Source organism: Paenibacillus sp. FSL K6-2859 (genome assembly GCF_038008265.1).
In the GTDB taxonomy this organism is placed as follows: domain Bacteria; phylum Bacillota; class Bacilli; order Paenibacillales; family Paenibacillaceae; genus Paenibacillus_AQ; species Paenibacillus_AQ nitricinens.
The window spans coordinates 3,931,271-3,957,657 of the sequence record NZ_JBBOYU010000001.1; the positions used below are offsets into that span (position 1 = coordinate 3,931,271).

Below are 26,387 nucleotides of genomic sequence, written 5' to 3' on the forward strand. Positions count from 1 at the left end.
ACTCAAATGGGTTTAAAAAAAATGGCCCTCTCTCCCGAGAAGACCACCTAAGTAATTTATTGTAAGGTTAGTTCTTATCATGTATCCAAATGCTGTACGTTAAACAATCTCGCATAACTTCCATCTAGCCCCATCAGTTCTTCATGTGTACCACGCTCTGTGATCTCACCATTCTCGAGCACTACGATCTGATCTGCATGTGTAATTGTAGACAGTCTATGTGCAACAATTAGTGTAGTACGTTCCGATGAGAGGGATTGCAGCGCTTGTTGAATTAAATGCTCTGACTCCAGATCCAGCGCTGATGTAGCTTCGTCTAATATAAGAACCTTCGGATCTTTAAGAAACACTCTTGCGATCGCAACCCGTTGCTTTTGTCCACCGGACAGCTTCACTCCACGCTCTCCCACTTCTGTGTCATAGCCTAGCGGCAGCTGCTCAATAAAATCATGCGCATTGGCAGCTTTCGCCGCCGAGAGGACTTCCTCCTCTGTAGCATTAGGATTACCGAACAAGATATTATCTCTTACAGACCCACTAAATAAGAAATTATCTTGAAGCACCATTCCAACGGCTCTTCGTAAACTCTCCTGCGTCAAACCTTGTATATCCTGACCATCCATCTGGAGGCTACCTTTGCTGATGTCATAGAAACGCGGAATCAAGCTTATGAGAGAGGACTTCCCACCACCACTCATTCCGACAAAAGCGACCGTCTGCCCAGGTTTGATACTTAAATTGATATCCTTCAGTACCCAATCATTCTCTTCGTTGTATTTGAACCAAACCTTATGAAAATCAATTTCACCACGTGCATTCGTCAGAGGTCTTGCTCCCGGTTTATCCACGATATCATAAGGCTCTTCTAGCAGCTCAAGCACCCGTTCAAGGGAAGCCGAGGCTTGAGTTAGCACTGTCGAGGAATTAATCAATCGACGCAGCGGCGCATACATCCGGTCCAGATAGCCGAAGAAAGCAACAAAGGTTCCCACAGTCAAATGGCCATGAATAACTTGATAACCCCCGTATCCGATGACTAGCAGTGGTGCAATATCCGTTAGTGTGTTAATAATCGCGAAGGTAATCGCATTCCAACGGGTTTGAGCCATCGCTTTTTTGAGAAAGTTACCGTTGATATCTTCGAACTGCTTCTGATCCACTTTTTCCATCGTGAAGCTGCGGATAATCGAAATGCCTTGAATCCGTTCATGAAGATAGCCTTGAATGCCAGCTAGAGCCTGTGAACGGTCTTTGGTTAACACCTTAAGTCGTTTATATAGTTTACTCACCGCAAAGGCGTAAAACGGAAGTACAGCGATAGATACTAGCGCCAGCACTGGATTCAAATAAAACATAAAACCAAGCGCAAACACTAGCGTAAATAAATCCAGCCATACATTCATCATTCCGACTTCTACTAAATTTTTAGTCTGTTCCACATCATTTATAAATCTCGAAATTGCTTCGCCCACTTTTGTATTCTGATAATACCGCAGCGACAAGCGCTGTAAGTGACTGTATAGCTTATTGCGCATATCGAACAATATCTTACTTGTGATCAGCTGGGCAAAATACTGCCGGTAATACTCCACCGGTCCCCTTACAATTACGAATAAAACAAAAGCGCCTCCGAGAATAAGCATCAATTGCGATACCCGCTCCTGAGCACTCATGGCAGGGTTCATCAGCAGGTCATCGACCACGTATTTCAGGATCATAGGCAGTGTCAACGGGATGCTAAACTTGATCATACCTATAAAGAGCGTAAACACAATCCATTTCATGTAAGGCCGTACAAAAGTAAAATATGATTTCCATTGTTTCACAGAGATATTCTATCCTTTCTCTTTACTGAGTTGCTAAGTACAGTTGACTTTTGCGCTCTACAGTGTTTTTATATTTTTAAGTCCATAAGTACGATTGCAGTACCCGAACTTCAGGAGGATAAAGATGTCTAGACAATTTGTGACGGAAGCCGTCATGATGGCGATTTACGGCCAGCTTCTCATATCGAGCAGCCCTGTAGAATATATAGTGCCTTATACGACCGTGATGGAATTATACGAACTTCGGGACAGTGATGATCCGTTAATGAACCGTCCAGATGATGACAAGCATGTCAAACTCAAGATTGGTGAGCTCATTGCCTATTTCGAAGAGCCTCTAAATGCTAAAAAAATCAACCGCTGTCTGGCCGTTCCTTGGGCAAAAAGCTCTGGTATTCTACTAGGCGGACAATCAAAGATTACCATCATTAACAGCATGGATACCGCTGTCTACGGCGAAACATTCGATCCCATCGAAACGGAGCTTCTATTGTCTTCACAACGTGAGAAGGTGCCCATTCTTACCGATCAATTCGAGCTGATTCAACGCATTATTGAAGGTGGGGTCCCTGTTCAAGTATACGACATTGACGATTTCGATTTTGCAATGGAGGAAGAAACGTTCCACAATTCGCACTGATTATATCAACGTAGAAAAAGCCCTGCCTTTTGGCAAGGGCTTTTCACATTCGTAAAAAAACAAAATTAAGACATTTAAACCTGTACTCCGCCAGGCACCGAATTGGCTTCATACTTATATTCAATGTCATCCTCTGCCTCAGAATACACAATAGTTAAGCCGTAGCCCTCCATATACCATAAATCCTGCTCTTCCATGTAGAACACAATACCGTCTTGTTCAACTTGTATTGCTGGACGTCCAGGTGCCTCCATCCCGATACCCAAGGAGAAACCAGGGTGAAGTCCACCTCCCGAGCTATAGCGGGGAAATAAACGAATATAGTCGCCATTCTTAAGATCCAGTTCTCTTTTAAACCAAGCTGCCGCTGCTTGACTAATTTCCATGTTCATCTCTCTCAGCTCCTTTGTATAGTCTAATCATACTGAAAATGAATCGATTTTCAAACACCTTTATGTAATTAATGTTTTCCCAAGCTCCTCAAAAATTAGTTTGACAACTTTGCAAACGGAGTGATAAACTCTGAACATAACTAAACGTCTGCTAGTTATTACCAAAATTAATCATTAAAACAATGAAAGGGGTGAGCGCGGTGTTTACGAAGTTACAGCCATATCAAATAACTATTGTTGGAATTTCCAATCAACTGAATACCGAAGCAGCCCAAGTGGTGAACCCATCCTGAAGTTCATACGAGTGTAAATGATCGTATAACTTTAGTTCTTGTAGGTCTCTCACATGCCTGGTGCTGTATAGCACCGTGCGCATGATAGCTGTAAATTACAGGCATATCGTCCGTTTTCGGATGATATGCCTTTTTTGTTTAAATATAAGAATTTATATATTTCACGATATAAATTTTCCTTATATTTCTACGAGAAACGATTGTCCTCTTTGAAGGACGATAACGTCGATTCTTCTGGCTATAGAGATAACCACTTGCGCTTTTTTCCAACATCACAGCTATTACTTTAACTTGAAAGGAAGGGATTTACTTGTTCTCCGTTCTCCGCAATCTCGGCTGGTTCTTTCGCCGAGAAAAAAGGCGTTACCTGATTGGCCTAATCTTACTTATTGGAGTAGGTGTGCTTGAATTATTACCCCCACGTCTGCTAGGCAATGCCATTGACGACATAGTACGCGGTTCTATTACTACAGCATCATTAGCCAAGTATATCGGCATGATCCTCATTTTACTGCTAGTCATTTATTGGATTACCTACATATGGATGCACAAATTATTCGGAGGCTCCAACCTCGTAGAGCGCCTTCTGCGCTCGAGATTTATGAATCATTTGATGACCATGACCCCATCGTTCTTCGAACGCAATAGAACCGGTGACCTGATGGCTCGGGCAACCAACGATATTAGAGCGGTCTCAGCTACCGTGGGATTCGGAATGCTCACTCTGGTGGATTCAACAATCTATCTCACAGTCGTACTGTTTGCAATGTGTTTTCTCGTCAGTTGGAAGCTGACTCTCGCAGCGGTAGTACCATTACCGTTAATTGCAATCGCTATGATTTTTTATGGCAAAGCAATACATGATCGTTATTCCTTAGCACAAGATGCATTCGGAGATATGAATGATCAGGTTCTCGAATCTGTCTCCGGTGTGCGGGTTATCCGTGCTTATGTACAAGAGAGACTCGATGAGAAACGATTCTCGGATATTACAGAAGATGTATACAACAAGAATATGGCTGTAGCCCGTGTAGATGCCTTCTTTGAACCGACAATTCGATTCTGCGTTGGACTCAGCTACATTATCGGTCTTACCTATGGGATTTATCTTGTATTCCGTAATCAGATCACGCTGGGTGATCTAGTCTCCTTCAATATGTACCTCGGGATGATTGTATGGCCGATGTTCGCCATTGGTGAGCTGATCAACATCATGCAACGCGGGGGTGCCTCTCTCGAACGTATTGATGAGACGCTAAACTCCAAAGCAGATGTTCAGAGTGCCGCTAACCCGGTTCATGTTGCAAATCCTACCCGAATTGAACTTAACGATGTGACCTTCCGTTATCCTTCATCGACGATTGACAATTTGACTAATGTCAGTCTGACCTTGAACCAAGGTCAAACACTAGGTGTAGTCGGTCGTACAGGTAGCGGTAAATCAACGCTGCTCAAACAGCTGCTACGAGAATATCCGACAGGTAATGGTGAAATTCTCATCTCTGGTGTTCCAATTCAACAGATTTCATTAGATCAACTGCACAGCTGGATGGGATATGTTCCTCAGGAACAGATCCTCTTCTCTAAATCTGTTCGTCAGAATATTCAATTTGGTCTGGATAACGCGGACGACGATACGATCTTGAAAGCTATCACAGCTGCCGCCTTCCAAAATGACTTAGGCACATTATCCGATGGTTTAGATACGTTGGTTGGTGAGCGTGGAGTATCCTTATCCGGTGGTCAAAAACAACGTGTATCCTTATCCAGAGCTTTTATCGCCAATCCAGATGTACTGATTCTGGACGATGCTTTATCCGCTGTTGACGCTCGTACGGAAGCCCAGATTATTGAGAATATTCGCCAAGAGCGTGCAGGAAAAACAACATTGATCTCTACGCATCGCCTCTCTGCTGTTCAACATGCCGACATCATCGTTGTACTGGATAACGGCCACATTGTTGAACGTGGTACGCATCAGGAGCTATTAGATATGAATGGCTGGTACCGCGAGCAGTATGACCGGCAGCAAGTAGAGAATAATTTATCGAATGATTAATAGACATACTAGCTATGACTAAGCAAAACTTTTAGGAGGTGTCACCGTTGACAAAGAGTACAGGCAAACGCCTGCTTGAATACGCATTGACTGCAAAAAAAACCTTTATTGCAGCCCTTCTACTCCTCTCCATCGGGGTAGCGGCTGAACTGGCAGGTCCGTTTATCGCCAAAAGTATGATTGACAATCATATGCTGGCCATTGAAAAGCCTTATTTTAGCACTACTTCTCCAGATGAGGCCGTTCAGTATAACAACGCTTATTATAAACGAGGAGATCGTTTTGAACCCGGGGAAGCTAAGGGTCAAGAAATTCGCATTCTTCAAGAGGGAAGAACCTTCTACTTTATTAATGAAGCTGTAACACAACCAGATGGTGAGCGAAAGTTCAGCAATGGTGAAATGCATATCACACGTGGTGAGGACGAAGCCATCTATCCTGCGGTTAAGCTTTCAGCAGATGAGCTGTTCGCTTTTTACAAACCTGAGCTTCCAGGCATTTATCAGCTAGTCGGTTTGTACGCTATCTTCCTAGTGATTTCGATCTTTGCCGAATTTGGTAAAACCTATTGGCTGCAATCTTCAGCGAATCAGGTGATCCGAAAACTGCGAACCGATGTGTATGCGCATATCCAGCGACTTCCGGTTTACTTTTTTGATAACTTGCCAGCAGGTAAGGTAGTCTCCCGTGTAACCAATGATACTGAGGCGATAAAAGATCTATTCATTGCCGTTCTCTCCAATTTCAGTACCGGTATTATTAATATTACAGGCGTATACATCGCCTTGTTCTTGCTCGATGTCCGGCTAGGTCTGATCAGCTTGTTCATCATCCCGATTCTTATTCTTTGGATCGTGCTCTATCGCAAAATCGCTACAAAATATAATACGATTATCCGCTCACGTCTGAGTGAGATCAACGCTATCATTAATGAATCGATTCAAGGAATGTCCATTGTTCGCATATTCCGCCGTCAGAAGCAGCTTGGTGAAGAATTTGAGCATCTGAACGATGACTACTTGAAATATCAGAATAAAATGCTGAATTTGAATGCCTTTACCTCCCACAACCTGGTGAACTCGTTGCGCAGTCTCTCTTTTGTGATGGTGCTTTGGTATTTCGGACATGGCAGTATTACGGGTTCTACTTTTGTATCTTTAGGGGTTCTATACGCCTTCGTCGATGTGCTTGGACGTTTGTTCCAACCGATTACAGGTATGGTGAACCAGCTTGCAAATCTCGACACTTCTATGGTATCTGCGGGTCGTGTGTTTACTCTTATGGATGAGCCTGGGGAAAATGTTACCGACGGTTCCATGCCGCGCTATAAAGGAAAAGTGGAGTTTAAGAACGTGTCCTTTGCTTATAAAAAAGACTTCGTCCTTCGCGATATTTCCTTTGAAGCACGTCCGGGAGAAACGGTTGCTCTAGTGGGTCATACCGGTTCCGGAAAAAGCTCGATAATCAACTTGTTATTCCGGTTCTATGATCCGCAAAAAGGTGAAATCACGATTGATGGCCAGAAGGTCACAGATATTCCGAAGCAATGGTTGCGTAATCACATGGGGATTGTTCTTCAAGACCCTTACCTCTTTACTGGTACGATTGCTTCTAATGTCAGCCTGGGGGATGAACGAATCTCACGCGAGCGGGTTGAACGGGCTTTACGGGAAGTCGGAGCAGATAAATTGCTGGCCCACCTTCCTCAAGGTTTTGATGAACCCGTTATTGAAAAAGGGAGCACCCTATCTGCAGGTCAGCGGCAATTGATTTCGTTTGCCAGAGCGCTCTCCTTCGACCCTGCTATTCTGATTCTTGATGAAGCCACCTCCAATATCGATACGGAGACCGAAAGCGTCATTCAAGATGCATTAGAAGTCCTTAAAAAAGGACGCACGACATTCATCATCGCACACCGTTTATCCACGATTCGAAGTGCAGATCAGATTCTTGTTCTGCATCACGGAGAGATCGTAGAGCGCGGTAGCCACGATGAGCTGATGGCACTCGGCGGCAGATACTTCCGGATGTATCAGCTGCAAGTAGGTGCTGGTTCTAACAGTATAGACAATAATAAGAGTGCATCCTCCCGAACTTCGTTAGGCAGCTTGCAACCATCGTTAGAGAAAATGTAATCGATGCCCTGAGTCACATCTGTGATTCAGGGTTTTTCTACACTTGATATTAGAACGTTTGTTCTGTAAAATGAAAAATAATAATACATATAGGTGAAGGAGGCATTTGATGCGTACATACACTATAACTAAGAAACAAGCTCGACTTTTTCTCCTGGCACACCAAAAGTTAACCAGGGGCGCTCTTCCTGCCGGTAAACTTAGTATTTATGATTATGTTCGTCACGTAGGCTGTATCCAATATGATCCTCTTAACATCGCAGGCCATAACCATGAGCTTGTCCTCCAAGCACGAGTTCCCGGGTTCACGCCTGAGCAAGCCCAAGAGCTACTGTATCAAGACCGACTTCTATTCGATGGTTGGGACAAGAACATGTCCATTTATTGTACAGAGGACTGGCCTTATTTCAAACGGAGAAGAGAAGCTTCTGCCTTGTACCATCAGGTTAATGAACCTGTAATGGCTGCCGTACAGCAGGTTCGTGAGGAGCTAATAAAGCGCGGTCCTCTCTCCTCCTTGGATGTAGAAGGAAAGGACAAGGTGGATTGGGCTTGGGCTCCGGCTAGACTATCACGTGCCGCTTTGGAAAGTATGTACTTTTGGGGGGAGATAGTCGTTCATCATCGTGTTCATACCCGCCGGTATTACGATTTCGCTGAACGTCTGCTACCACATCATCTTTTGAACACGAAAGACCCTAACCCCACCGATGAACAATTTCATGATTGGTATGTGCTGCGTAGAATAGGCAGTATCGGACTGTTATGGAATAAATCCGGAGACGGATGGCTGGGGATTTCCGGTCTGAAGAGCAAGGAACGTGCGGCAGCGATTCAAAGGCTGTTACAAAGCGATAGCCTCAGGGAAGTTCTAGTGGAGGGTATTAAGCTCCCACTCTACATCCGTAGCATGGACGCTCTAACTTTAGAAGCTGTAATACAGCAAGAGTCAGAAGATGCTGAGAGTCAATCAGGTTATTCGTTTGCAGCTGTAATAGCTCCACTCGATAACTTGATATGGGATCGAGAACTGATCCGACAATTATTTGGATTTCATTACCGCTGGGAAGTCTATAAACCCGCTTTGGAACGAGAATATGGATATTATGTACTGCCTTTATTATATAATGATCGTTTTATTGCGAGATTTGAACCGGTGGTGGATAAGAAGAGCCAAACATTGAATATTATGAATTGGTGGTGGGAACCGGGTGAGCGCCTAATACCAGAGATGCTTCCGGCATTAGGCGAAGCTCTATCTGCACTATCACGCTGCGTTAGAGCTTCTAAGATTCATTTTAGACCGGAGGTTGTAGAGGACTGCGGATTAGAAGAGTTATTAGTGCAAGGTCTCCTCTTCTAGCCCCAGTTTCGTGAACATTTCTGTACAATAACCTTGTAATTTGATTTCTAGCCGTCTAGCTTTATTTTTGAATCGTTTTAACTCCTCGATCATCTTTGCCCTTCCAGCAGGGGTGAATGTTTCTTGTATCCGTTCTTTGAAATAATCGTGAACGATATGGTTTCGCTGTTTCCATACTTCTTCTAGCTGAGCGGTTTCTTGCTCCGAGAAAGGAAAGTGATGCTGTATTTCTTTGATGAGTTGACCGAGTGAATTGCTGAGTTTTCGCTGATACAGATCCGTCAGATCTGCTTCAGTGGGCGTCTTGCCTTGCGATAATTTGGTGAGCAATAACAAATTGGTCAACTGCTGTTCTAGGGCTTGACCATAATAGACTGCTAGTCCAAAATACGCAAATAACTCCTTGGATTGTTCACTCTCTGGTACTTGTGTATGCTTCATCTTTCCCCTCCACTTCAATATCCTTTTTACTTTTATCTATACAAGTTATGTTTTGTTGTAGTCTCTCTGTCTTGATCTGTACAAATAAAAACCGATAAGCAGTGTTATATATAAGAGCGCATGTGCAAATGAACCTAACAACTCCGCTAATGGTATAGTATCAGCTTTCATCATAACCTCCATAACTGGGGCGACAGGTGGTAACAACCAGATCAGAAAATGTAACGAACCGGGCAAACTATCACTGATCTGGGTCCCACCAAGTGACATTATAACAATTCCCAGCATGATACCGGCAGCATGGCTGCCTTTCTTAACCCACGAAGATTGCAGATATAAGGAAATGGACACACCAAGCATCCCTAATAACCCGTGTCCAGCAAGAGCTAAGCTGAACCGATACACCCCTGGTGATTCTGCGAAGTGGCCCGTTACCCAAGGATAAATAACAAGGATTAGATCAAGCAGCAACGTAAGAAATGCAAGTGAAAGAATACCCCCTACACTATGCTTAACCGCGCTTCGCAGATGAACCACTGCGATCTGCCGATGTACAGGATGTTCATGATTTAGAAAGCTGAGGCCCATCCAGGCACAGCTGATAAAAAGCATTACTGCAGTAGCTGCATAGCTATTCATTACCGGATTAGGTTTATAGGAATACAAAATCTGAACCGCAATCACAATCCCTGCTAATGGGCCGAAATATCGCTGAGATCGGGTATAGCTTCGCAGCATATAAGCGATAAGCGAATTCATGAATCGACCTCCTTAGCTCTGGTCGCTGGGCTCATCCACAGTTCTATACCGTCACGTCCCCCTCGGGGATCTACCGATTGTATTGAGCCACCCGCTTCTAATACAAACCGCAGAAAGATGTCAGAATGTGAAGCCTCTACAGTCAGCCCTATACAATCACTATAAGCACTATCCTTAACTTCCCCTAAAGAAATAAACCCTGTCATACCCTTCAGATACTGCTGATTCTGAATGGACAGCTTGGATAATCGGATATAAGTAGTGGGGTTTGCTCTCAACTTCTGAGACCCCACAATGGACTTAACAATCCTTCCTCCTTGAAGTACATGGACATGGTCGGCTAGCATTTCTATCCACTGAGGCTCATGTACCGAGAATACTATGGCTGTGCCCTTTTTCTTCAAATTTATCAGAAGGTCAACAAGCTTATTCATGGAAGTGAGATCCAATCCCGACATAGGCTCATCCAGAAGCAGCAATGAAGGACTTCCCATTAAGCTTTGGATCAGATTTATTTTTTGCAGCATCCCTTTGGAGAAGTTTAGCATAGATTGTGTACGAAAATTCTCCAACAGAAACAGTTCGAATAACATTGTTAATTCCTGCTCGATCTGAGCTGGTGCAAGTCCGCTAATCTGACCCATGCTTCGCAAATACTGCTCTGGGGAAAGCTTCGACCCTGGAAAAATTTCAGGCGCATATCCAATCCTCATATGATGATGAATGCGATTCAACTTCCCTGAAGAAACATGGATGAGTCCAGCTAAGATAGACAGCAGCGTGCTTTTACCTGAACCATTCCTTCCGATAAGTGCAGTGACAGTTCCCATTTCAACGACCATCGAAACTTCTTCCAACACTGTTCGTCGTGCAAATTGCTTACTAATTTGTTCTAGTACTATTAGGGGAGTAGCATCTATGCCAATGTCAGTAAAGTTAAGTTCTTCTCTGTGTGTCACTAATCGCGCTCCCTTCATATCTACTGTTAATTCTCCGGTTCCCTACGAATTTCCTCTTATATGAACCAAATTTTAATCAAAAAAAGAAAGAACTGCTAAAGCAGCCCTTTCTTAAATCCAGAAGTTTTATTATAAAATTGTTTGCTTTCCGTTAATCCTTTCCCTCTTTTTGTTTATTTGGTATGTGACAGAATATCTTCAGCTCGAAGCCGGAACTGTTCTGCAGCTTTCTCTGGTGTAATCTGACTGAACATAAGCAAATCATATAGCTCACGTAATAAACCTGTCCCCTCTGAAGAGCCAACCGGATCAGGCGGGTCCATCGGGCTGCTATTTTGCTCCACCCATTAAAATATATTCAAAGATCTGTGCAAGCTCTGGCTATATAAATGGTTTCATCTGTTCTGAATATAAAAAACCAGATTGTTGCTATATTTCTACAGCAACAATCTGGTTATCGGTTCATATATGAGAGTTAGGTTACATGTATTTACGCATAAACCTCAACCGCATCGCTAATTAGACGGCACGCCTCAGCACATCTACGGCAGGCATCAATACATTCCTGACAATGTGTATGTATATGCTTGCTGCTTTCATCTGCACAGGCTTCACAAATTTCGGCACATAGACGGAGAATTCCGGCTACAAACGGACTTTGGCGAGTCATCGCTTGTACGGCATATGAACAAATATCCGCACATTCACGATCTAGCCGCATGCTTTCACGCAGAGAAGCAAGATCATATTCTTTTAGGCTTGAGACATAGCTATAATTACAGGCATTCATACTTTCTAAACAAGCGTCAATGCACTCCTGATATTGAATTCGGGTCATAGCCTTAAACCTCCTGTATTTTTATAGGGTATGCGATACTATTAACCTACAAGATTAGGAATGAACCATTACAACTTCTGACAAGGAGATCTGATTATAGACTTCTCTTAATTGTACTAGGACGAACGAAGGTACGCCCTTCCATCTCCAGTAACCTAGTGCGCAGTTCATTTGATGAGAAATGTTCACCGATGAATACGGCAACGTCAGGCACTTCGCCTTGTGGTGTGATTTTCATAAAATCAGCTTCACGATAGGCATATTGGAAAAGAAAGCGGCTGGAGGTGTCATTAAAGGTCACAATACCTTTAGCTCTATAAACATCACGCGGTAATTCCTTAACGAACTGTTCGAATTGTTCACTGTTTACTGGACGTTTAAAATAATGTGTGTACGCCATAACATGATCGTGGCTAGTATGTGTGCCTCTAGTCGTGTGTTCATCTTCATCATGCAAGAAGCTCTCACTGGCATCCTCAACCTCTTCCAATTGTGCATCCGTAAGAACTCCACCTGCATCACGCAGCAATTCCTCCGGTTCTACATCACAACGCACAGTTGGCAGAATGGGTGCATAAGCGTTCCATTTCCGTAGTACAGCGGTAACCTCTTCCGCCTCTTCAGCGGTTACACGGTCAATTTTATTCAATAGCAAGACAGAAGCGCAGCGAATCTGTTCCTGCATCAAACGATAAGTTGCCCCCTGCTGTGCGCGATACAGTTCAAGAAGATGTACGGCATCAACAACGGTGATCAAGCTTTTCAGTTCTACCTTTTGATACAACGAAATTTCGGTTACGCCATCTACAATTTCCAGCGGATTTGCAGCTCCTGTTGCCTCGATTACTACGACATCCGGAGTCTCCTTCTTAATGAGTGTTGCCAGCTCTGTACTAAGATCACTTCGGATAGAACAGCATATGCATCCACCAAGTAGTTCTGCCATAGGGACAGTTTGCTCAACTAGCAATCCATCCAAATTCACTTCACCCAACTCATTCATCACTACTGCAGGGCGTAAACCCTGATTTTTCCAATGATCTAGTAGGCGCTGCAGCAATGTTGTTTTGCCGCTCCCCAGAAATCCTGACAATATATACACAGGTACGACCTGTTCCATGTTTCATCGCTCCCCAGCAAATTACAGTTATGTGTAGCGAGTGTACTACATGCGCGCGAAGCACGCAAGCGGCACCCCAAATTCCAGCTGCATTCTGTAAGTACACGTAAGCTTGTCTTTACTTCTGCCATCCCCTATCATGATAACATCTCTAATCTAGGAGTTGAGCCATTTGTCATCTGTTGAAGAACATCGGAAAGAAGCGCCTCAAACCGTTTCCTGCTATATCATTACTGTCTCGGATACCAGAACTACTGAAACAGATACCGGAGGAGCTTTGATTAAATCTATGCTCGAAGAAGCCGGGTATGAAGTGATAGGCAGCACCATTACGAAAGATAATTATCAGGATATCCGTGAGCTATTGTATAAATGTGTTGACCAGGCCGGAATAGAAGCTGTACTCCTCACAGGTGGAACAGGGATTTCTCCACGGGATACGACGTATGAAGCTGTTGCCTCTTTGCTAGATAAAACATTACCTGGCTTCGGTGAGATTTTTCGGATGCTAAGCTTTACAGAGGACATTGGTTCGGCAGCTATTCTTAGTCGAGCCATCGCAGGCACCATGGGAAAGACCGCAATTTTTTCTATGCCTGGCTCTGCTGGAGCCGTAAAACTGGCTATGGAACGGTTAATTATCCCGGAACTTCGCCATGTTATGCGTGAAATTTACAAGCGTTAAGCAAATACCCATTTTTAAATACAATAGACAAACAACCAAGCAGGCTTTTGTTCTGTGCGTATAATACGGTAAGTCCACACACAAAAGGAGCTGAAGGAAATGTCTGAATGTCCAAAATGCCCGGCCCAAACGGTTACTGACCCACCTAAGGTGGTTTATCAAGATCACTTCCATCCACAAGTAGTAAATGTGATTCATCCAGTTGAAATCGTTAGACGTCATCACTGTGTACCCGTTCCTCGCCATTGCTACACCTATTCTGTGAAAGATGTTTTTTGCGACAATAACATGATGCCTAGAGGCGGAAGATAACTCTACTTCACACCACTATTAAAAGTCCCCTATAAGTGAGAGACAGACCCGTGCTAAATGCATTGGGTCTTCTCTCGCTTCTTTTGCAGAAAACATTTGACAAAATGGATCGTTTATCTAGTCTGTATGTCTTCTATCAACCGGAGCACCAATCGCGGGAAGCGCAGGGACAATGATCTCTACCCGTTATCTATTAGTTAAGACAGAACAATATGCTAGAGTTAAGGGCCAACTGGAATTTGTTCTAGTGATTCACGATAGCACAGCTATAAAAGCAAGCCTCTGAAAATCAAATGGCTTGTTTTTTCAAAGAAAGGATTGATCAGAAGTAAAACAGCAGCACAATGTAACTCGAAGATACTTCCGTTTAACTAATCGCTCACTGTAAAAGACAAAATGTCGAATAAACCTGCAAAAAGTACATCTTTATATGAAACGTGGCGGACTACAGATTAAGGGGGTCAAGCCGTAATTGCAGTTTTCTTTTGTCTAGCGAAAGGTTTGGATGACTATGAGAATAAAATTCCATTTTGGGTCGTGAATCGGTACTCATGATTTATCTTTGTTAAACTCAGAGTCAGGGTATCATCGGAGACCATGCTTTAAGGCGGTCAAACTCATAGATCGTTCGGAGATGATAGGGTTCTTTTTCATTTTTCCTTTCAAAAACACCCATGTATCCAACCTCATTAAAAATAACGTATTCCAATGTAACCCGCTGATCTGGGCGGTTAGATTGCCAATAATAATGTAATTCTAACGGAGCCTCATACCATAACCAATCTAAATCCTTAATTGCTACATTTCTATGCTGGAGAACCCATATACTGAAGGCAACATGAGGATCCTCTACAGGTATTTCTGACTTTGGATTCTTTTCTTTCAATTGACTCGCAGCCGCCTTAAGAACTCCATTCATATCTGATTCGACGGAAAATTGTGAAACGGATTTAATCTGATTAAATTGCTCAGTATATTTATTAGCCTTCGTTAGCTCATGGATTTCATTCAAACTAATCTTAGGGCCATAGAAAATAACACAGACACTAATTAACCCAAAAATAAGCGCTTTCGAGAAAAGAAACTGCTAGTGGTATTATATGGAGAATGTAGGAGAGAGGAGGACTGGTTTTATTGAGCTGGATCTTTTGGATTTGTTTTATTGTTTCATTACTAGTGTCCTATTGGGATCAGCGAAAAACATTGAGATTAAAGGATTGGGCGTTAATTATTGGAGCCTTTTTACTTTGTGAGTTCTACATCAATTTGTTCGGCTTACTGATTCCTGTGGGCTTTTTTATTGCATTAATTTATATGTATAAAAAGATGGATGTCTTACAACCCAAAATTATTACTCAGTCCTTATAAAAGAATCCGGATAATTGGCTACAAATTGAATCATGTCATCAGAGATCTCCCATCTAAAAACGGAAGTCAAAACCGGATCTCTAAAAAAGGATTGGACTGCTTTATGATTAAAATCAGCTGAGTAATTCTCGAACTGGGCTCTTTCGTGGTTTGCACGCAGCTTTTGTAGGTTAGCAGCTTGAGCTGGCCCCTTTACAGAAAAATCAAAGTCCTCTAAACGAATCTTAATTCTTTCTTGGTTTCGCTGAGTCATCACCTCTATCTGTAGCTGATTCAGATCGTATACCAGGCTATACACAGTATCCTCGCGCCGTGCTGCGGCAAGTACTTTAAATGCAAAATCCGTGTCAGGCGTTTGCTCCGCTAATGTGCTTAATGCTTCATAGGCAATCTTATAGCGATCCAGTGAATTCTGTTCATAAGCATCCCGATCTTCCCAGCCCTTGAAATCCACCCTCTGAATCTCCTGTACAGCTTCCTCATACACTGTATTAGCGATAATAGGCATGGAAAGCTTGCCTTTATATACAACCAACCTTCCATCTAAAAACTCAAGAATCGCTTGATTGCCCCTCCGGTCAGCCAACAGATAATGTAAACTAGAAGTGCTTTGATCGATACGAACCGTCGTAGCTGCTACCAATGCTTCCTGAACAGTAGCACAGGTATCAAGTAAATATTGAATAAAATGCAGTTCACCTAAAGCGGGTCGCTCATCCACCGCAGGATATTTAGTCTGCCAAAGTGTCGTTTGCTCCACCACCAGCCCTACTTCATTCATCCCCCCATTAGGATTTTCTTTTCCAATTTGTGAGATGGTTAGGCTTCCATACTGAGAAATCCAAGAAGCGGGCTGAGCTGGAGGCATCATTAATGCAGTCTTCTGTAAACCTCTTTGGTTCGTAAAAAGATACACTCCATCGTAGATTACATCTTGATTTTTACAGACTCTATTGAATTCATTTTTAAGCATATGGAAGGTTGTACTCATGTTCATCTCCCTTTTCTTATAGCAGCTTGTTTAGAACCTCTTTATTTTCATTTTCCATATGATCCAGAAAAGCTAAACATAACTCTTCAATCTGCTTATTCTTTTGATCTAAGAGGGCTGAGAATCTTGTAATCAATGTCTGCTTTCTTTTTTCCCATTGCAGCTGTTGCAATTTTTGTAGATAGCCTTCCTCCTCCGGATTCTCCTCTTCATTCCTTAACATCCGGGTTAAAAAAAGAATTTGCACCTCGATTTTTACTTCTGGTGTTAGATCAAGCAAGTAATTGTTCTCATCAATCAACAGATCAGCATCCACTTTGAAAAATTCTGCCAATGCTTGCAGTCTTTCTTTGGGTACAGGACGACGTTTCTTGACCCAATCACTAAATTGTTGCGGGGTCAGCCCTACTTCTCTGCATACATTGGTGTACGTCACTTGATGAATTAATGCAAGGTATTGCAAAATTGTTAGGGCAGATACAGTAGTATTACTTTCCATGATCACCATTCCTTATTGACATAAAATATGTCTAATCCAATCAAACCCATCTTACATTTTGACGTATTTTATGTCAACCGTACATCCGTTCTATACAGTTATATACAAAATAACCCGACAGAGAAATCTGCCGGGTTATTCATCATTATCTTTTACAAATCAGGATGCTCATGTTTTGCTTTCAGACGATTCCAGCGACGCTCCACTTCTGCCTCGAAGCTGCGTAAAGCCGGCTCATTCTCAGGCTTCAGTAAGTGACGGGTTTTGCCCATGGTCTTCAGCCAAGCTGAGAGCTCAACGCGTTTGCCTTTGTCTTCTGGATTGTACGTAATATTCGTAGAACCATGTTCCACTTCATATAGAGGGAAGAAGCAAGATTCTACTGCCAGCGAGACGATGTTGGTGCCTTCTTTATCTTCAGACATCCAGTTCAGCGGGCATGCGATCAGGATTTTACCGTACACTAGACCTTCGTTCTGAGCGTACCACTGTGCTTTTGCCGCTTTCTTCACAAGATCCTGCGGGTAAGCTTCGGAGCCAGTAAAGACATATGGAATGTTAGTAGCTGCCATGATTTGCGCAGTATCCTTATGCTGTGTAACTTTACCTTGCTGATTCTTACCAATGCTGGATGTAGAAGTACGGTGACCCAATGGTGTGGAATAGGACTGCTGAGCCCCTGTATTCATGTAGCCTTCATTATCGTACTCTACGATAATCATTTTGTGACCGCGTAGTGCAGCCCCAATCGCAGGTCCCATTCCGATATCCATACCACCATCACCCGTTACCATTACAAATGTAAAGTCGTCTTGAAGTCCAAGTCCGTCCAATTCACCGCGGCGTTTGCGTTCCCAGAACATTTCTACCACACCAGATAAGGTAGCAGCACCATTTTGGAATAGGTTATGAATAAACGTAGATTTATGAGAAGAATATGGATATCCTGTAGTTGTTACCATGGCACACCCTGTATGATACAGAGCAACGATATCCCCTTCGATCCCTTTGAAGAACGTCTCCAGCCCTGAGAAAATCCCACAGCCCGGACATGCGCCATGACCAGGTGCCAGCCGTTTAGGTTTCTTCGTCAAGCTGCGCAGTGGGGGTATTCGCACACTTAATTTCCCTGTAGCTTCATCCTGTTTAACCGTAATTAACCCTGTCTTCAACGCATCAAAGTTCATCGGCTTCAATAGACGCTGTGGCGCTTTGTCCGGCGTACCTGGATTGTGACCATAGTAGTCAAACGGTACTTCAACACGGTTTGCAGCAACAGCATCTAGTGCCAATTCAAAGAACGCATGACCATCTTCTGCGTAGAAGTCCTTACCGCCCAACCCGTAAATACGGCTAATGACCTTTGTAGTAGTGTTACCATAGGTGAACAGTGCTGCCTTGATCTCATTTACCATATTACCGCCGTGACCACCAACCGAATCTGCACGGTCGCCTACGGTGATTGCCTTTACATTTTTCAGCGCTTCCGCAATTTGCTTCTGCGGGAAAGGACGTATCATATTCGGCGAAATTGCACCTGCTTTGATCCCTTGCAAACGAAGCTGATCTACAACATCTTTAATGATCTCTGAGGCAGAGTTCATCAGGAATACGGCTACTTCCGCATCTTTCATCCGATACTCTTCGATCATAGGATAGTGTCGTCCAGTCAATTCAGCGAATTCCTTCGCAATCTCTTCGAAGACTTCACCCGCATTATACATGGCTACCGACTGCTGATAGCGGTTGTTAATGTAGTCAGGTTCATTCATATAAGGACCTACAGTAACCGGATTATTGCGGTCCAGTGTATCCGTAAAGCCCACCGGAGGTTGTGGCCCAACGAATTTATGAACATCCTCACGATGTGCAAATGCCTGTACACGACGTTTCTGGTGAGAAGTAAAATAACCATCTGATGCTACCATTACTGGAAGACGCACTTTGGCGTGTTCTGCAAGCTTTAATGCCATCAGGTTCATATCATAAACGGATTGTGGATCACGGCACATCAGTATCGGCCAGCCCGTATTCAGCGCAAAATACAAATCAGAATGGTCACCATGAATATTAAGCGGACCGGAAATCGAGCGGCAGATCAAATTCATAACCATAGGCATCCGTGTACCAGCTTGTACCGGCAATTGCTCAAGCATAAACATATATCCTTGGGCACTTGTAGCATTAAATACACGACCGCCAGCCGTCGAAGCGCCATAACAAATTCCAGCAGAACTATGCTCCCCATCTGATGGAATAAGCATAATATCATGTTGGCCGTTCGCTTTCATCGTATCAAGAAATTGAGCCACTTCTGTCGATGGGGAGATCGGAAAATAACCCATGACATGATAATTAATCTGATGAGCAGCATAAGCTGCCATTTCATTGCCGGATTCATATAGGAATTTCTGTTCTACCTTCGTAGAACTTACTTCTTTTTCATAATCAATAGCCACGTATGTTCCACCTTTCCTCCGTATATTAGGCCTGAGTAACGAGATCGAAAATATGCCGGACCGTATGGCTCTCTGCGTAGCCATCTTCCTCGCGCTCGCCAGACAATGCCGTTGTAGGGCAAGCTTCTACGCATTTCAGACAGCCTTTGCAGTATTGATAATCGATTCCTTGCAGGAACATTTGCGGACGTCCCTTCTTATCCGGTTGCTCCTCCCAAACAAAACATAAATCAGGGCATACCGTATCGCACTGCGCACAATGAATACAATCATCTAATTTAAAATGAGGCAATAAACCGGATCTTGAAATGCTGAGATTCTTTAAAAAGCTGCTGCCAGGATTTGTAATGGTACCCCCGATCGGCTGTGTTTCATAACCTAAGGCCGAAATATCGGACCGGACGAACTCAGGCATAATCGCACCTTCAGGCAATGGAAAATGCATGAAAGTAACCTCATTAAAGCCACGTTCGAAAGTAGTTAATGCGGATTGAACAGCCTGCGGATATTTTTTGCCAAGAGATTTCTCAATAACACCCTTCATAATTTCAGGATCCAAGAAATCGCACATCCGGAACAACGCGCCTAACATCGCCATGTTTACGCGATTCTTCTCATCTAATGCGATCGTCGTAGCATCAACAACGGCAATAGTTCCAGCCATCATGTTTAGAGAAGACTTCAATTCCTCCGGTGACTTGGCTGAGTTCACAAGCACTGTACTATGATCATAAATTCCGCTAGTCACGTTGACGGTCTTAGCCAACGCTTCATGGAATATTCCTACGACATGTGGTCGTTCTACCGGTGAAGTGTCGCGAATATGCGTGTTTAAATCACAAAAACGGATATGCGCTTTTACCGCTGATCCCTTTTTCTCAGAACCATAGGATGAGAAGCTCACTCCATTCATTCCAGCTCCGACTACTCCTGCTTCTGCAAGCATTTTACCAGCTAAGTTCGCGCCTAGCCCTCCAATTGATTCCAGACGAATCTCAAAAAATCCGAGTTCGTTCACTTTTGGTAACTGTACCACCGACATAGCCCCTTTCAGAATGTCATCCGTATAATATCCTTATGACTTTTTCAAAGATTGTATCTTGATTTTGCAAGTCGAGAAGTGACAAATCTTGCATTTTCCATGTGTTACCTAAACTTATTTAGCTACTTTTATTTAGCAATAAAATTAAAAATTAAGATGTTAAATTCATCACATTCTTCATGATAAATATCACACTCCAGTGAAAAGACAGCCTTCTTTATAAAAATGTGTGTTATTTTTACTTTTCAACTAGTCCATTTCAGGATAAACTGATGCTTGGTGTAATTTTTCGAAGACAGCTTAGGAGGCATTAATTGTGAAGTCAAACGAAGCATCATTACAGAAGAAATTGCTTCCTCGGCATATCAGCTTTATGGCGATGGGCGGAGTAATCGGTACGGGGATTTTTAAAGGGAGTTCTGAGACCATAAGCATTGCCGGACCTGCGGTTATTCTTACTTATGTATTAGCAGGCTTGCTACTCTTAGTGGTCATGGGAGCAATAGCCGAAATGGCTACGGTGTACCCGAATAGGAACATGAAGGACTTCATTCGTGAAGCTTTTGGAGAACGACTCTCCTTTATCGTGGGTTGGTTATATTGCTTTATGTGGTTGACCGTCTGTGTAATTGAAGTACTGGCAGCAGGAAGCTTCTTACAATACTGGTTACCGGATGTTCCATTATGGCTGCTTAGTCTAGCAAGTGGCGCTTTAATTATCGGCATCAACATGATGAGTGTAGGTGGTTACGGAGAAACGGAGTTTTGGTTAGCCGGTATCAAAATTGCTATGATCATCATCTTCATTATCTTAGGAAGCTCATTGATTTTTGGGCTATTGCCAATGACGGAAGCTACTCCATACTTACACAACTTTACGGACTATGGTGGATTTCTCCCACGAGGATGGACCCCCATCTTCTCTGCACTACTTGTCGTCATGTTCTCATACGGCGGGTCAGAGTTGATTGGGCTAACCTTGACAGAAACTCAGGATGCAGAAAAGGTCTTACCTAAGGTTGTCAAAAGCTTCATTCTGCGCGTCATTCTGTTTTATACCTTACCGATCTTAATCATCTGCGGATTAATTCCCTGGAATCAACTGAATGAGCATACAAGCCCGTTTGTTCAGGTGTTAGCCGCTACAGGACTTAAGGGTGCCGATCACGTTATGAACTTCATTTTGATTACAGCGGTACTCTCTGCTGCCAATTCTGGAATCTATGGCGCCACCCGGATGCTGCACTCTATGGCGTCACAGGGCGAAGCACCACGCAGCTTAGCAAAAACCTCTGCAAAAGGTGTACCCATCAACAGTCTGAAGCTCTGTGCCGTTGTTCTTGTTATCGGTTCATTGTTAGCGTACTTCGCACAGGATGGACTGTTCCGTTTACTAATGGCTGTTCCAGGCTTTGTAGTTATTCTCGTATGGATCAGTATTTGTATGTCACAGCTTAAGCTGAGAAGATCCTATCCGAAAGAACCAACCTTTAAGGTATGGGGATTCCCTTATATAACTGCTATTACACTTGCATGTTTAACTATTATTGCGGTTTCCTTTCTCTTTGATGCCCAGAACCGTATCAGCATAGGCACCTGTTTAGGAGTCCTGTTGATGCTAACGATTTGGTCGTTCGTAAAATTCAAGAAAAAGAACTAAAGTATTAGCTAGGACTGATGTATCAAAAAGAGGTGTATCCCTTGTTCTTCGACAATAGCGAAGAGAGGGATGCGCCTCTTTTAATTGTTGCCATTCAAAACGAGTTCGCAGCCACGCGTTTACATTACTCTCCCTCGCTTTTTTTGTATATTTATTTATTTAACACTAATCATGACTCCCTTACATACAATGTCTCGTGACAAATGACTATTGTAATTAATAATGGGGGGACCAGAAATGTCTATGTATAATAATCCTACTTCGATTTATCCCAATGGGATGAGAAATACAACTGTTGACGAAAGAGAAATGGTGATGTCTCATCCTGTCGTCGTAGAGGCAAGACAAATTGCTATGAATCAAATTTTAGTTACTTACGATCAACCTGCGGATTTAGCATCAGCAACAAATATTTCGAATTATTGGATAAGAAGTAATATGCCAAATCCAAATGACATAGCAAGTGTAGGAATGGGAGAGGCTCTTACTAGAGAGAATACGATTCGTGCTGATAAGGGAATGATAGCTGCAATTGATAATTCAAAAATGAGATTTGTTATGACCTTCAATACGAATGCTACTATGGGTGTTCTTTATATCTTGCTCCCTTGTTTTGTTAATTTAGAAGGGAGATCCGGGTATACAGGGGCAAACTGGGGGCCGTTTAGCAGAAATATGTTTATCGGACTGTAGTTATTAGAATGGGAGGCGTATCCCTTGCTCTTCACATTAGCGAAGAGTGGGATACGCCTCTTTTAAATGTATACATTCTAGACCAATTTTTTTGATCATGGAAGATTAATTATCAAAGCCGGGCGCACGCCGTCACGGGCTACACTAACATTCGCATAGCTGCGAATGCTACAGCTCGGACCGACAAAAAAAGCACGCGAAGGTTTGTTTCCCTGTGTTCGCAGCCACCACCAGGAGCAACCAGTCTCTTCGCCGTCTTTGATGATATAGTTATCTTTATCCGTTTTATCATATACATATAAGCTGCATCCATCGGACTTTTTCATTTTAGCAAATTCCGTGCCAACCGCACGCCGTAGTTCTTTGCCATGTATCTCTGAGAATGCCTTTATTTCCTCAACACTAAGCAAAAAAACGTTGTCCTCTGTATCAGGGGTACCCTCTCCGTTGTCTGTGCAATGAGTCGTCTTTATTAATTCCTTCTCGGCAGCATTGAATGCGGTATGATAGAATTCATCGTTCAACCACACTCGTAAATCACTTTCGTGCCACGTAATATCCACGCAATCACGCCATTTAATATCTGCGCTCTTGCCGTGATACCTCTTGCATTCCAAAATGTACTCGCTCAAAACAAACAGTTCACTACCTGAGTTATGTAGAATCCGCCATTCAATCGGCAGTTCTTTAGCATCCTTCGATTGTGAATACGTGCCAAAAGTAATGATTTCGCCCGGCTTAAAGTTCATGTTCGAGGTAAAAGCATGCTTAGCCTTGTCCATCAGGTTCTCCTCCTTATTTGCTCCCGAAAAAACAAAAAAACGCGGGTACTTCACTCTCCCGCGTTAACACTGTTGACAGAATTGCTCCTGCAAAATCTACTCTATATCCGGTCGTATATGCTCAGCGATTAACTGCTGCTTGCTAGTCCAGACCTTTTCACTTAAATTCACCCGATATACCTCGGGATTTAACTTACGTTGATACTCCGGCCAGAATAGATCCTTTTGCTCCCGATGATAACGGCGAACCTCATTCAAATCCGGCAAAGTATACACTTGAAATCCATTAACGTAAATAGGTTCTAGCATAGGCAATGCCTCGTAACGCTCAACATACTTATGCATGTATGGATGGAGCGGATTAAACAGCTTCAAACGTGCACCGTTACGCGGAGCTTCCTCTTCTGGGAAACAGATATAATCCGCAAGTGCTTTGCCATTTTTACCTATGATCCGGAATACGTCCTTCTTGCCAGGCGTGGATACTTTCTCAGGATTCGAAGAAATCTTGATCGTCGGGATCATTTCTCCAGTAGCGGACTCAATTTCCACCAGCTTATAGACGCCACCCAGAGAGGGTTGGTCCGAGGCGGTGATCAGTTGTGTACCCACGCCCCAAGTATCAATTGCTGCGCCTTGCAGCTTCAGATCCATGATCGTGTTCTCATCCAAATCGTTGGAAGCGACTATCTTCACATAGTCCAGACCAGCATCATCCAACATCTTACGCGCTTGACGGGATAGATAAGCCAAGTCACCGCTATCCAAACGTATACCGACCATTTTTTTACCTTGAGCCTCAAGCTTCTTGGCCGTATTGATTGCATTAGGCACCCCACTACGGAGTGTATCGAAGGTGTCGACCAAAAGTGTAACTTCGTCCGGCATCACCTTAGCATAGGCATCAAAAGCCTCCTGCTCGCTGCCAAAGCTCTGGACCCAGGAATGTGCATGTGTTCCCTTGGTTGGAATACTAAACATTTTGCCTGCCAGCATGTTGGAAGTAGCATCAAAGCCGCCAATATAGGCCGCTCTAGCCCCCCACACCGCTGCATCAGCTTCTTGCGCACGCCGGGTACCGAACTCCAGCAAGATGTCATTCGGAGCCACCTGTTTAATTCGTGAAGCCTTAGTAGCGATCAACGTCTGGTAGTTCATGAAGTTCAGAATGGCTGTCTCCACCAGCTGAGCCTCCATAATTGTCCCTTCCACACGGATTAATGGCTCATCTGGAAAAATCAATGCGCCTTCTTTCATCGAATGAACGGTTCCCTGAAAATGAAACTGTAACAGTTCCTCCAAAAAAGCTGGCGCATAGTTCTCTTCTTGCTCAGACAAGTAACGGATATCATCTTCGGTAAACCGCAAACCGCCGATATAACCAACAATACGCTCTAACCCAGCGAAAACAGCATAGCCGTTACCGAAAGGTAGCTTACGGAAATAAGCTTCAAATACAGCCTTCCGTTTATGCGTTCCGTTCACCCAGTGAGCGTACATCATATTGATCTGATACTTATCCGTATGTAGCGCAAGTTCTCTTCTCAAGTCCTCATCTCCTAATATCTACGCTGCTATATGTGTATGTTCTGTTCTAGTATTATGCCTTAATAACGTCTGCTCCTAAACTTCCCCGGAAATGTTCTAACGCCCAAGTATGTCCATTTGGATTAAAGCTGGCAACTGCATCTTCATGCACAATAATTGCAAATCCTTTGTTATATGCATCCACTGCGGTGTGCAGTACACAAATATCTGTGCAGACCCCAATTAAATGAAGTTCAGTAATGCCACGCTCCCGCAGCTTGATTTCCAGATCCGTTCCACTAAAAGCGCTATAACGCGTTTTGTCCATCCAATAAATGGAATCGCGATTGTGCTCATACACAGATTTCAAACTTCCGAACAACTCACGTCCTTCACTCCCGCGTATATTATGAGGAGGAAATAGTTTGCTCTCCGGGTGGTAAGGGTCTTGCACTTCATGTAAATCCACGGCCATAACGACATAATCGCCATTTTGGGCAAACTCCGACGTTAATTGGCTGATTCTAGGCTCGATATCTACGGCTGGCTGACCCACCGGCAGATTTCCGTTGACAAAATCATTCGTAAAGTCGATCACTATTAGTGCTCTCATGAGATGAATCCCCTCTCCTGATTTAAACCACTACGTGTAGATGGATAACAAAGGCTCATGATCTGTGAACATATAGAGCTGAGCTGGACGCTGGGAGTATTGATTTGAACTAAGCGCATTTCCCTCTTCATCTCTTACTTCTTTTAATATACCCTGACGGCTACGTGTTGAAGTGATTTTACGAATAAAATTCGGTTCCTTAAATTCAGGCACTACCGTTTGAATCACCTGATAAAGCTCACTGAGAGTAAAATGTCTAGGTAAAAACTGTCTTGCGATCGTAGTCTGAAGCATTTGTTGTTGAATTCGCAAGTATGCATCCTTGATGATATCATGGTGATCAAAAGCGAGCTCCAGCTCTTCAAGTGCTTCCTGCAACGTAAATAAACCTACCTCGCCAGCATCATCCGAAGCTTGTCTCTGCTCCAACATCCATTCTTCTACAAGGGCAAAAAAAGCATGACTGATGATCCATCCGCGAGGGTCACGGCCTGGTGTACTGTAAACACCCAGATATTCCAAATGACCGCCATCTACACCCGTCTCTTCTTTGAGTTCACGTGTAGCCGCAGCATAAATGGACTCATCCTCCTGACAGAATCCGCCTGGGAGAGCCCACATTCCAGCACATGGCCATTTCTTTCGTCTAATTAACATTACCTTAAGCTCACGTAAGGGAAGCGTCTTCGTGACCGTCTTACGTTCGCGTTTGGTCAGTGTAAACATTACGATGTCGGCCGGAACTCCGTCCGGTGTACGATATTTTTTGGCGTTATAGGTTTGTTCCCCATTTTCGCTCATATTTGCCCCATCCTTTTCCGAAGCTATAATTTTACTAATTCGTATCTTTAAATGTACCAAACCTTAACTTCTAAAATCAACAACTGGACTTAGAAAGATTAGGATTATGTATAGTGTAAAACTTAAAGGG

The 26,387-nt window shown here is 43.3% G+C and carries 26 protein-coding genes; 9 read left to right on the forward strand and 17 right to left on the reverse strand.

Features of this window, described 5'->3' with window-relative positions:
- Positions 1-77: 77 nt before the first annotated feature.
- On the reverse strand, positions 78-1,826 hold the full coding sequence (locus MHB64_RS17590; protein WP_094868893.1) for an ABC transporter ATP-binding protein: 1,749 nt from the start codon (positions 1,824-1,826) through the stop codon (positions 78-80).
- Positions 1,827-1,950: 124 nt separating this feature from the next.
- Here MHB64_RS17590 and MHB64_RS17595 point away from each other — a divergent pair, with 124 nt between their 5' ends.
- Positions 1,951-2,466: an ADP-heptose synthase gene (locus MHB64_RS17595; RefSeq protein ID WP_094868892.1), complete on the forward strand. Its 516-nt coding sequence runs from the start codon at positions 1,951-1,953 to the stop codon at positions 2,464-2,466.
- 74 nt (positions 2,467-2,540) lie between these two features.
- Here MHB64_RS17595 and MHB64_RS17600 read toward each other — a convergent pair whose 3' ends face one another.
- On the reverse strand, positions 2,541-2,858 hold the full coding sequence (locus MHB64_RS17600; RefSeq protein WP_094868891.1) for a HesB/YadR/YfhF family protein: 318 nt from the start codon (positions 2,856-2,858) through the stop codon (positions 2,541-2,543).
- Positions 2,859-3,461: 603 nt separating this feature from the next.
- Between MHB64_RS17600 and MHB64_RS17605 the strand changes: the two genes are divergently transcribed.
- The 3 genes from MHB64_RS17605 to MHB64_RS17615 all read left to right on the forward strand — a co-directional run bounded on the left by MHB64_RS17605 (position 3,462) and on the right by MHB64_RS17615 (position 8,708).
- Positions 3,462-5,210, forward strand: coding sequence for an ABC transporter ATP-binding protein (locus MHB64_RS17605; protein WP_341135024.1), 1,749 nt, complete (start codon positions 3,462-3,464; stop codon positions 5,208-5,210).
- Positions 5,211-5,257: 47 nt separating this feature from the next.
- A complete protein-coding gene (locus MHB64_RS17610) occupies positions 5,258-7,345 on the forward strand; it encodes an ABC transporter ATP-binding protein (RefSeq protein ID WP_094868889.1) in 2,088 nt (695 codons plus the stop codon).
- A gap of 109 nt (positions 7,346-7,454) precedes the next feature.
- Entirely contained in the window at positions 7,455-8,708 is a 1,254-nt protein-coding gene (locus MHB64_RS17615) for a winged helix-turn-helix domain-containing protein (protein ID WP_341135025.1), read from the forward strand.
- Here the strand turns inward: MHB64_RS17615 and MHB64_RS17620 are convergent.
- The 6 genes from MHB64_RS17620 to MHB64_RS17645 form a co-directional block, all read right to left on the reverse strand.
- Positions 8,685-9,149: a hypothetical protein gene (locus tag MHB64_RS17620; RefSeq protein WP_042188942.1), complete on the reverse strand. Its 465-nt coding sequence runs from the start codon at positions 9,147-9,149 to the stop codon at positions 8,685-8,687. The two genes, MHB64_RS17615 and MHB64_RS17620, sit on opposite strands and share 24 nt — an antisense overlap.
- Positions 9,150-9,194: 45 nt before the next feature.
- Entirely contained in the window at positions 9,195-9,908 is a 714-nt protein-coding gene (locus tag MHB64_RS17625) for a hypothetical protein (RefSeq protein WP_094868887.1), read from the reverse strand.
- The gene (locus MHB64_RS17630) at positions 9,905-10,867 is read right to left on the reverse strand and encodes an ATP-binding cassette domain-containing protein (RefSeq protein WP_179281508.1); all 963 of its coding nucleotides are present in this window, start codon (positions 10,865-10,867) and stop codon (positions 9,905-9,907) included. The genes MHB64_RS17625 and MHB64_RS17630 overlap by 4 nt, the downstream gene beginning before the upstream one ends.
- Before the next feature lie 173 nt (positions 10,868-11,040).
- Positions 11,041-11,211, reverse strand: a complete 171-nt coding sequence (locus MHB64_RS17635) for a hypothetical protein (RefSeq protein WP_341135026.1) — start codon at positions 11,209-11,211, stop codon at positions 11,041-11,043.
- A gap of 146 nt (positions 11,212-11,357) precedes the next feature.
- Positions 11,358-11,705 (reverse strand): four-helix bundle copper-binding protein, encoded by a 348-nt coding sequence (locus tag MHB64_RS17640; RefSeq protein WP_042128424.1) that lies wholly within the window; start codon positions 11,703-11,705, stop codon positions 11,358-11,360.
- Positions 11,706-11,799: 94 nt separating this feature from the next.
- The gene (locus MHB64_RS17645; RefSeq protein WP_094868885.1) at positions 11,800-12,825 is read right to left on the reverse strand and encodes a CobW family GTP-binding protein; all 1,026 of its coding nucleotides are present in this window, start codon (positions 12,823-12,825) and stop codon (positions 11,800-11,802) included.
- 172 nt (positions 12,826-12,997) lie between these two features.
- On the opposite strand from MHB64_RS17645, the gene MHB64_RS17650 reads away from it, so the two are divergent.
- Positions 12,998-13,510 (forward strand): MogA/MoaB family molybdenum cofactor biosynthesis protein, encoded by a 513-nt coding sequence (locus MHB64_RS17650; protein WP_094868884.1) that lies wholly within the window; start codon positions 12,998-13,000, stop codon positions 13,508-13,510.
- Positions 13,511-13,609: 99 nt separating this feature from the next.
- Complete coding sequence (locus MHB64_RS17655; protein ID WP_094868883.1) at positions 13,610-13,822, forward strand: hypothetical protein; 213 nt, start codon at positions 13,610-13,612, stop codon at positions 13,820-13,822.
- Positions 13,823-14,399: 577 nt separating this feature from the next.
- Here the strand turns inward: MHB64_RS17655 and MHB64_RS17660 are convergent.
- Positions 14,400-14,834, reverse strand: a complete 435-nt coding sequence (locus MHB64_RS17660) for a hypothetical protein (RefSeq protein WP_341135027.1) — start codon at positions 14,832-14,834, stop codon at positions 14,400-14,402.
- 122 nt (positions 14,835-14,956) lie between these two features.
- Between MHB64_RS17660 and MHB64_RS17665 the strand changes: the two genes are divergently transcribed.
- Positions 14,957-15,190 (forward strand): hypothetical protein, encoded by a 234-nt coding sequence (locus tag MHB64_RS17665; RefSeq protein WP_341135028.1) that lies wholly within the window; start codon positions 14,957-14,959, stop codon positions 15,188-15,190.
- Here the strand turns inward: MHB64_RS17665 and MHB64_RS17670 are convergent.
- From MHB64_RS17670 to MHB64_RS17685, 4 genes are all read right to left on the reverse strand, one after another.
- Positions 15,174-16,181 (reverse strand): carcinine hydrolase/isopenicillin-N N-acyltransferase family protein, encoded by a 1,008-nt coding sequence (locus MHB64_RS17670; protein ID WP_341135029.1) that lies wholly within the window; start codon positions 16,179-16,181, stop codon positions 15,174-15,176. The two genes, MHB64_RS17665 and MHB64_RS17670, sit on opposite strands and share 17 nt — an antisense overlap.
- Positions 16,182-16,197: 16 nt before the next feature.
- Complete coding sequence (locus MHB64_RS17675; protein ID WP_094868880.1) at positions 16,198-16,680, reverse strand: helix-turn-helix domain-containing protein; 483 nt, start codon at positions 16,678-16,680, stop codon at positions 16,198-16,200.
- A gap of 152 nt (positions 16,681-16,832) precedes the next feature.
- Positions 16,833-19,139 carry a thiamine pyrophosphate-dependent enzyme gene (locus MHB64_RS17680; RefSeq protein ID WP_341135030.1) on the reverse strand — a complete coding sequence of 769 codons (2,307 nt, stop codon included), beginning with the start codon at positions 19,137-19,139 and terminating at the stop codon, positions 16,833-16,835.
- Between the two features lie 25 nt (positions 19,140-19,164).
- Positions 19,165-20,175, reverse strand: a complete 1,011-nt coding sequence (locus tag MHB64_RS17685) for a 2-oxoacid:acceptor oxidoreductase family protein (RefSeq protein WP_094868878.1) — start codon at positions 20,173-20,175, stop codon at positions 19,165-19,167.
- 322 nt (positions 20,176-20,497) lie between these two features.
- Between MHB64_RS17685 and MHB64_RS17690 the strand changes: the two genes are divergently transcribed.
- A complete protein-coding gene (locus MHB64_RS17690) occupies positions 20,498-21,841 on the forward strand; it encodes an amino acid permease (RefSeq protein ID WP_094868877.1) in 1,344 nt (447 codons plus the stop codon).
- 237 nt (positions 21,842-22,078) lie between these two features.
- Entirely contained in the window at positions 22,079-22,534 is a 456-nt protein-coding gene (locus tag MHB64_RS17695) for a hypothetical protein (protein WP_306440371.1), read from the forward strand.
- Positions 22,535-22,629: 95 nt separating this feature from the next.
- Here the strand turns inward: MHB64_RS17695 and MHB64_RS17700 are convergent, their stop codons facing one another.
- From MHB64_RS17700 to MHB64_RS17715, 4 genes are all read right to left on the reverse strand, one after another.
- A complete protein-coding gene (locus MHB64_RS17700) occupies positions 22,630-23,316 on the reverse strand; it encodes a DUF6273 domain-containing protein (protein ID WP_341135031.1) in 687 nt (228 codons plus the stop codon).
- Positions 23,317-23,412: 96 nt separating this feature from the next.
- Positions 23,413-24,864 carry a nicotinate phosphoribosyltransferase gene (locus MHB64_RS17705; RefSeq protein WP_076283476.1) on the reverse strand — a complete coding sequence of 484 codons (1,452 nt, stop codon included), beginning with the start codon at positions 24,862-24,864 and terminating at the stop codon, positions 23,413-23,415.
- A 52-nt stretch (positions 24,865-24,916) separates the two neighbouring features.
- A complete protein-coding gene (locus MHB64_RS17710; RefSeq protein WP_341135032.1) occupies positions 24,917-25,456 on the reverse strand; it encodes a cysteine hydrolase family protein in 540 nt (179 codons plus the stop codon).
- Between the two features lie 30 nt (positions 25,457-25,486).
- The gene (locus tag MHB64_RS17715) at positions 25,487-26,257 is read right to left on the reverse strand and encodes an NUDIX domain-containing protein (RefSeq protein ID WP_042128449.1); all 771 of its coding nucleotides are present in this window, start codon (positions 26,255-26,257) and stop codon (positions 25,487-25,489) included.
- Between the last annotated feature and the right edge of the window lie 130 nt (positions 26,258-26,387).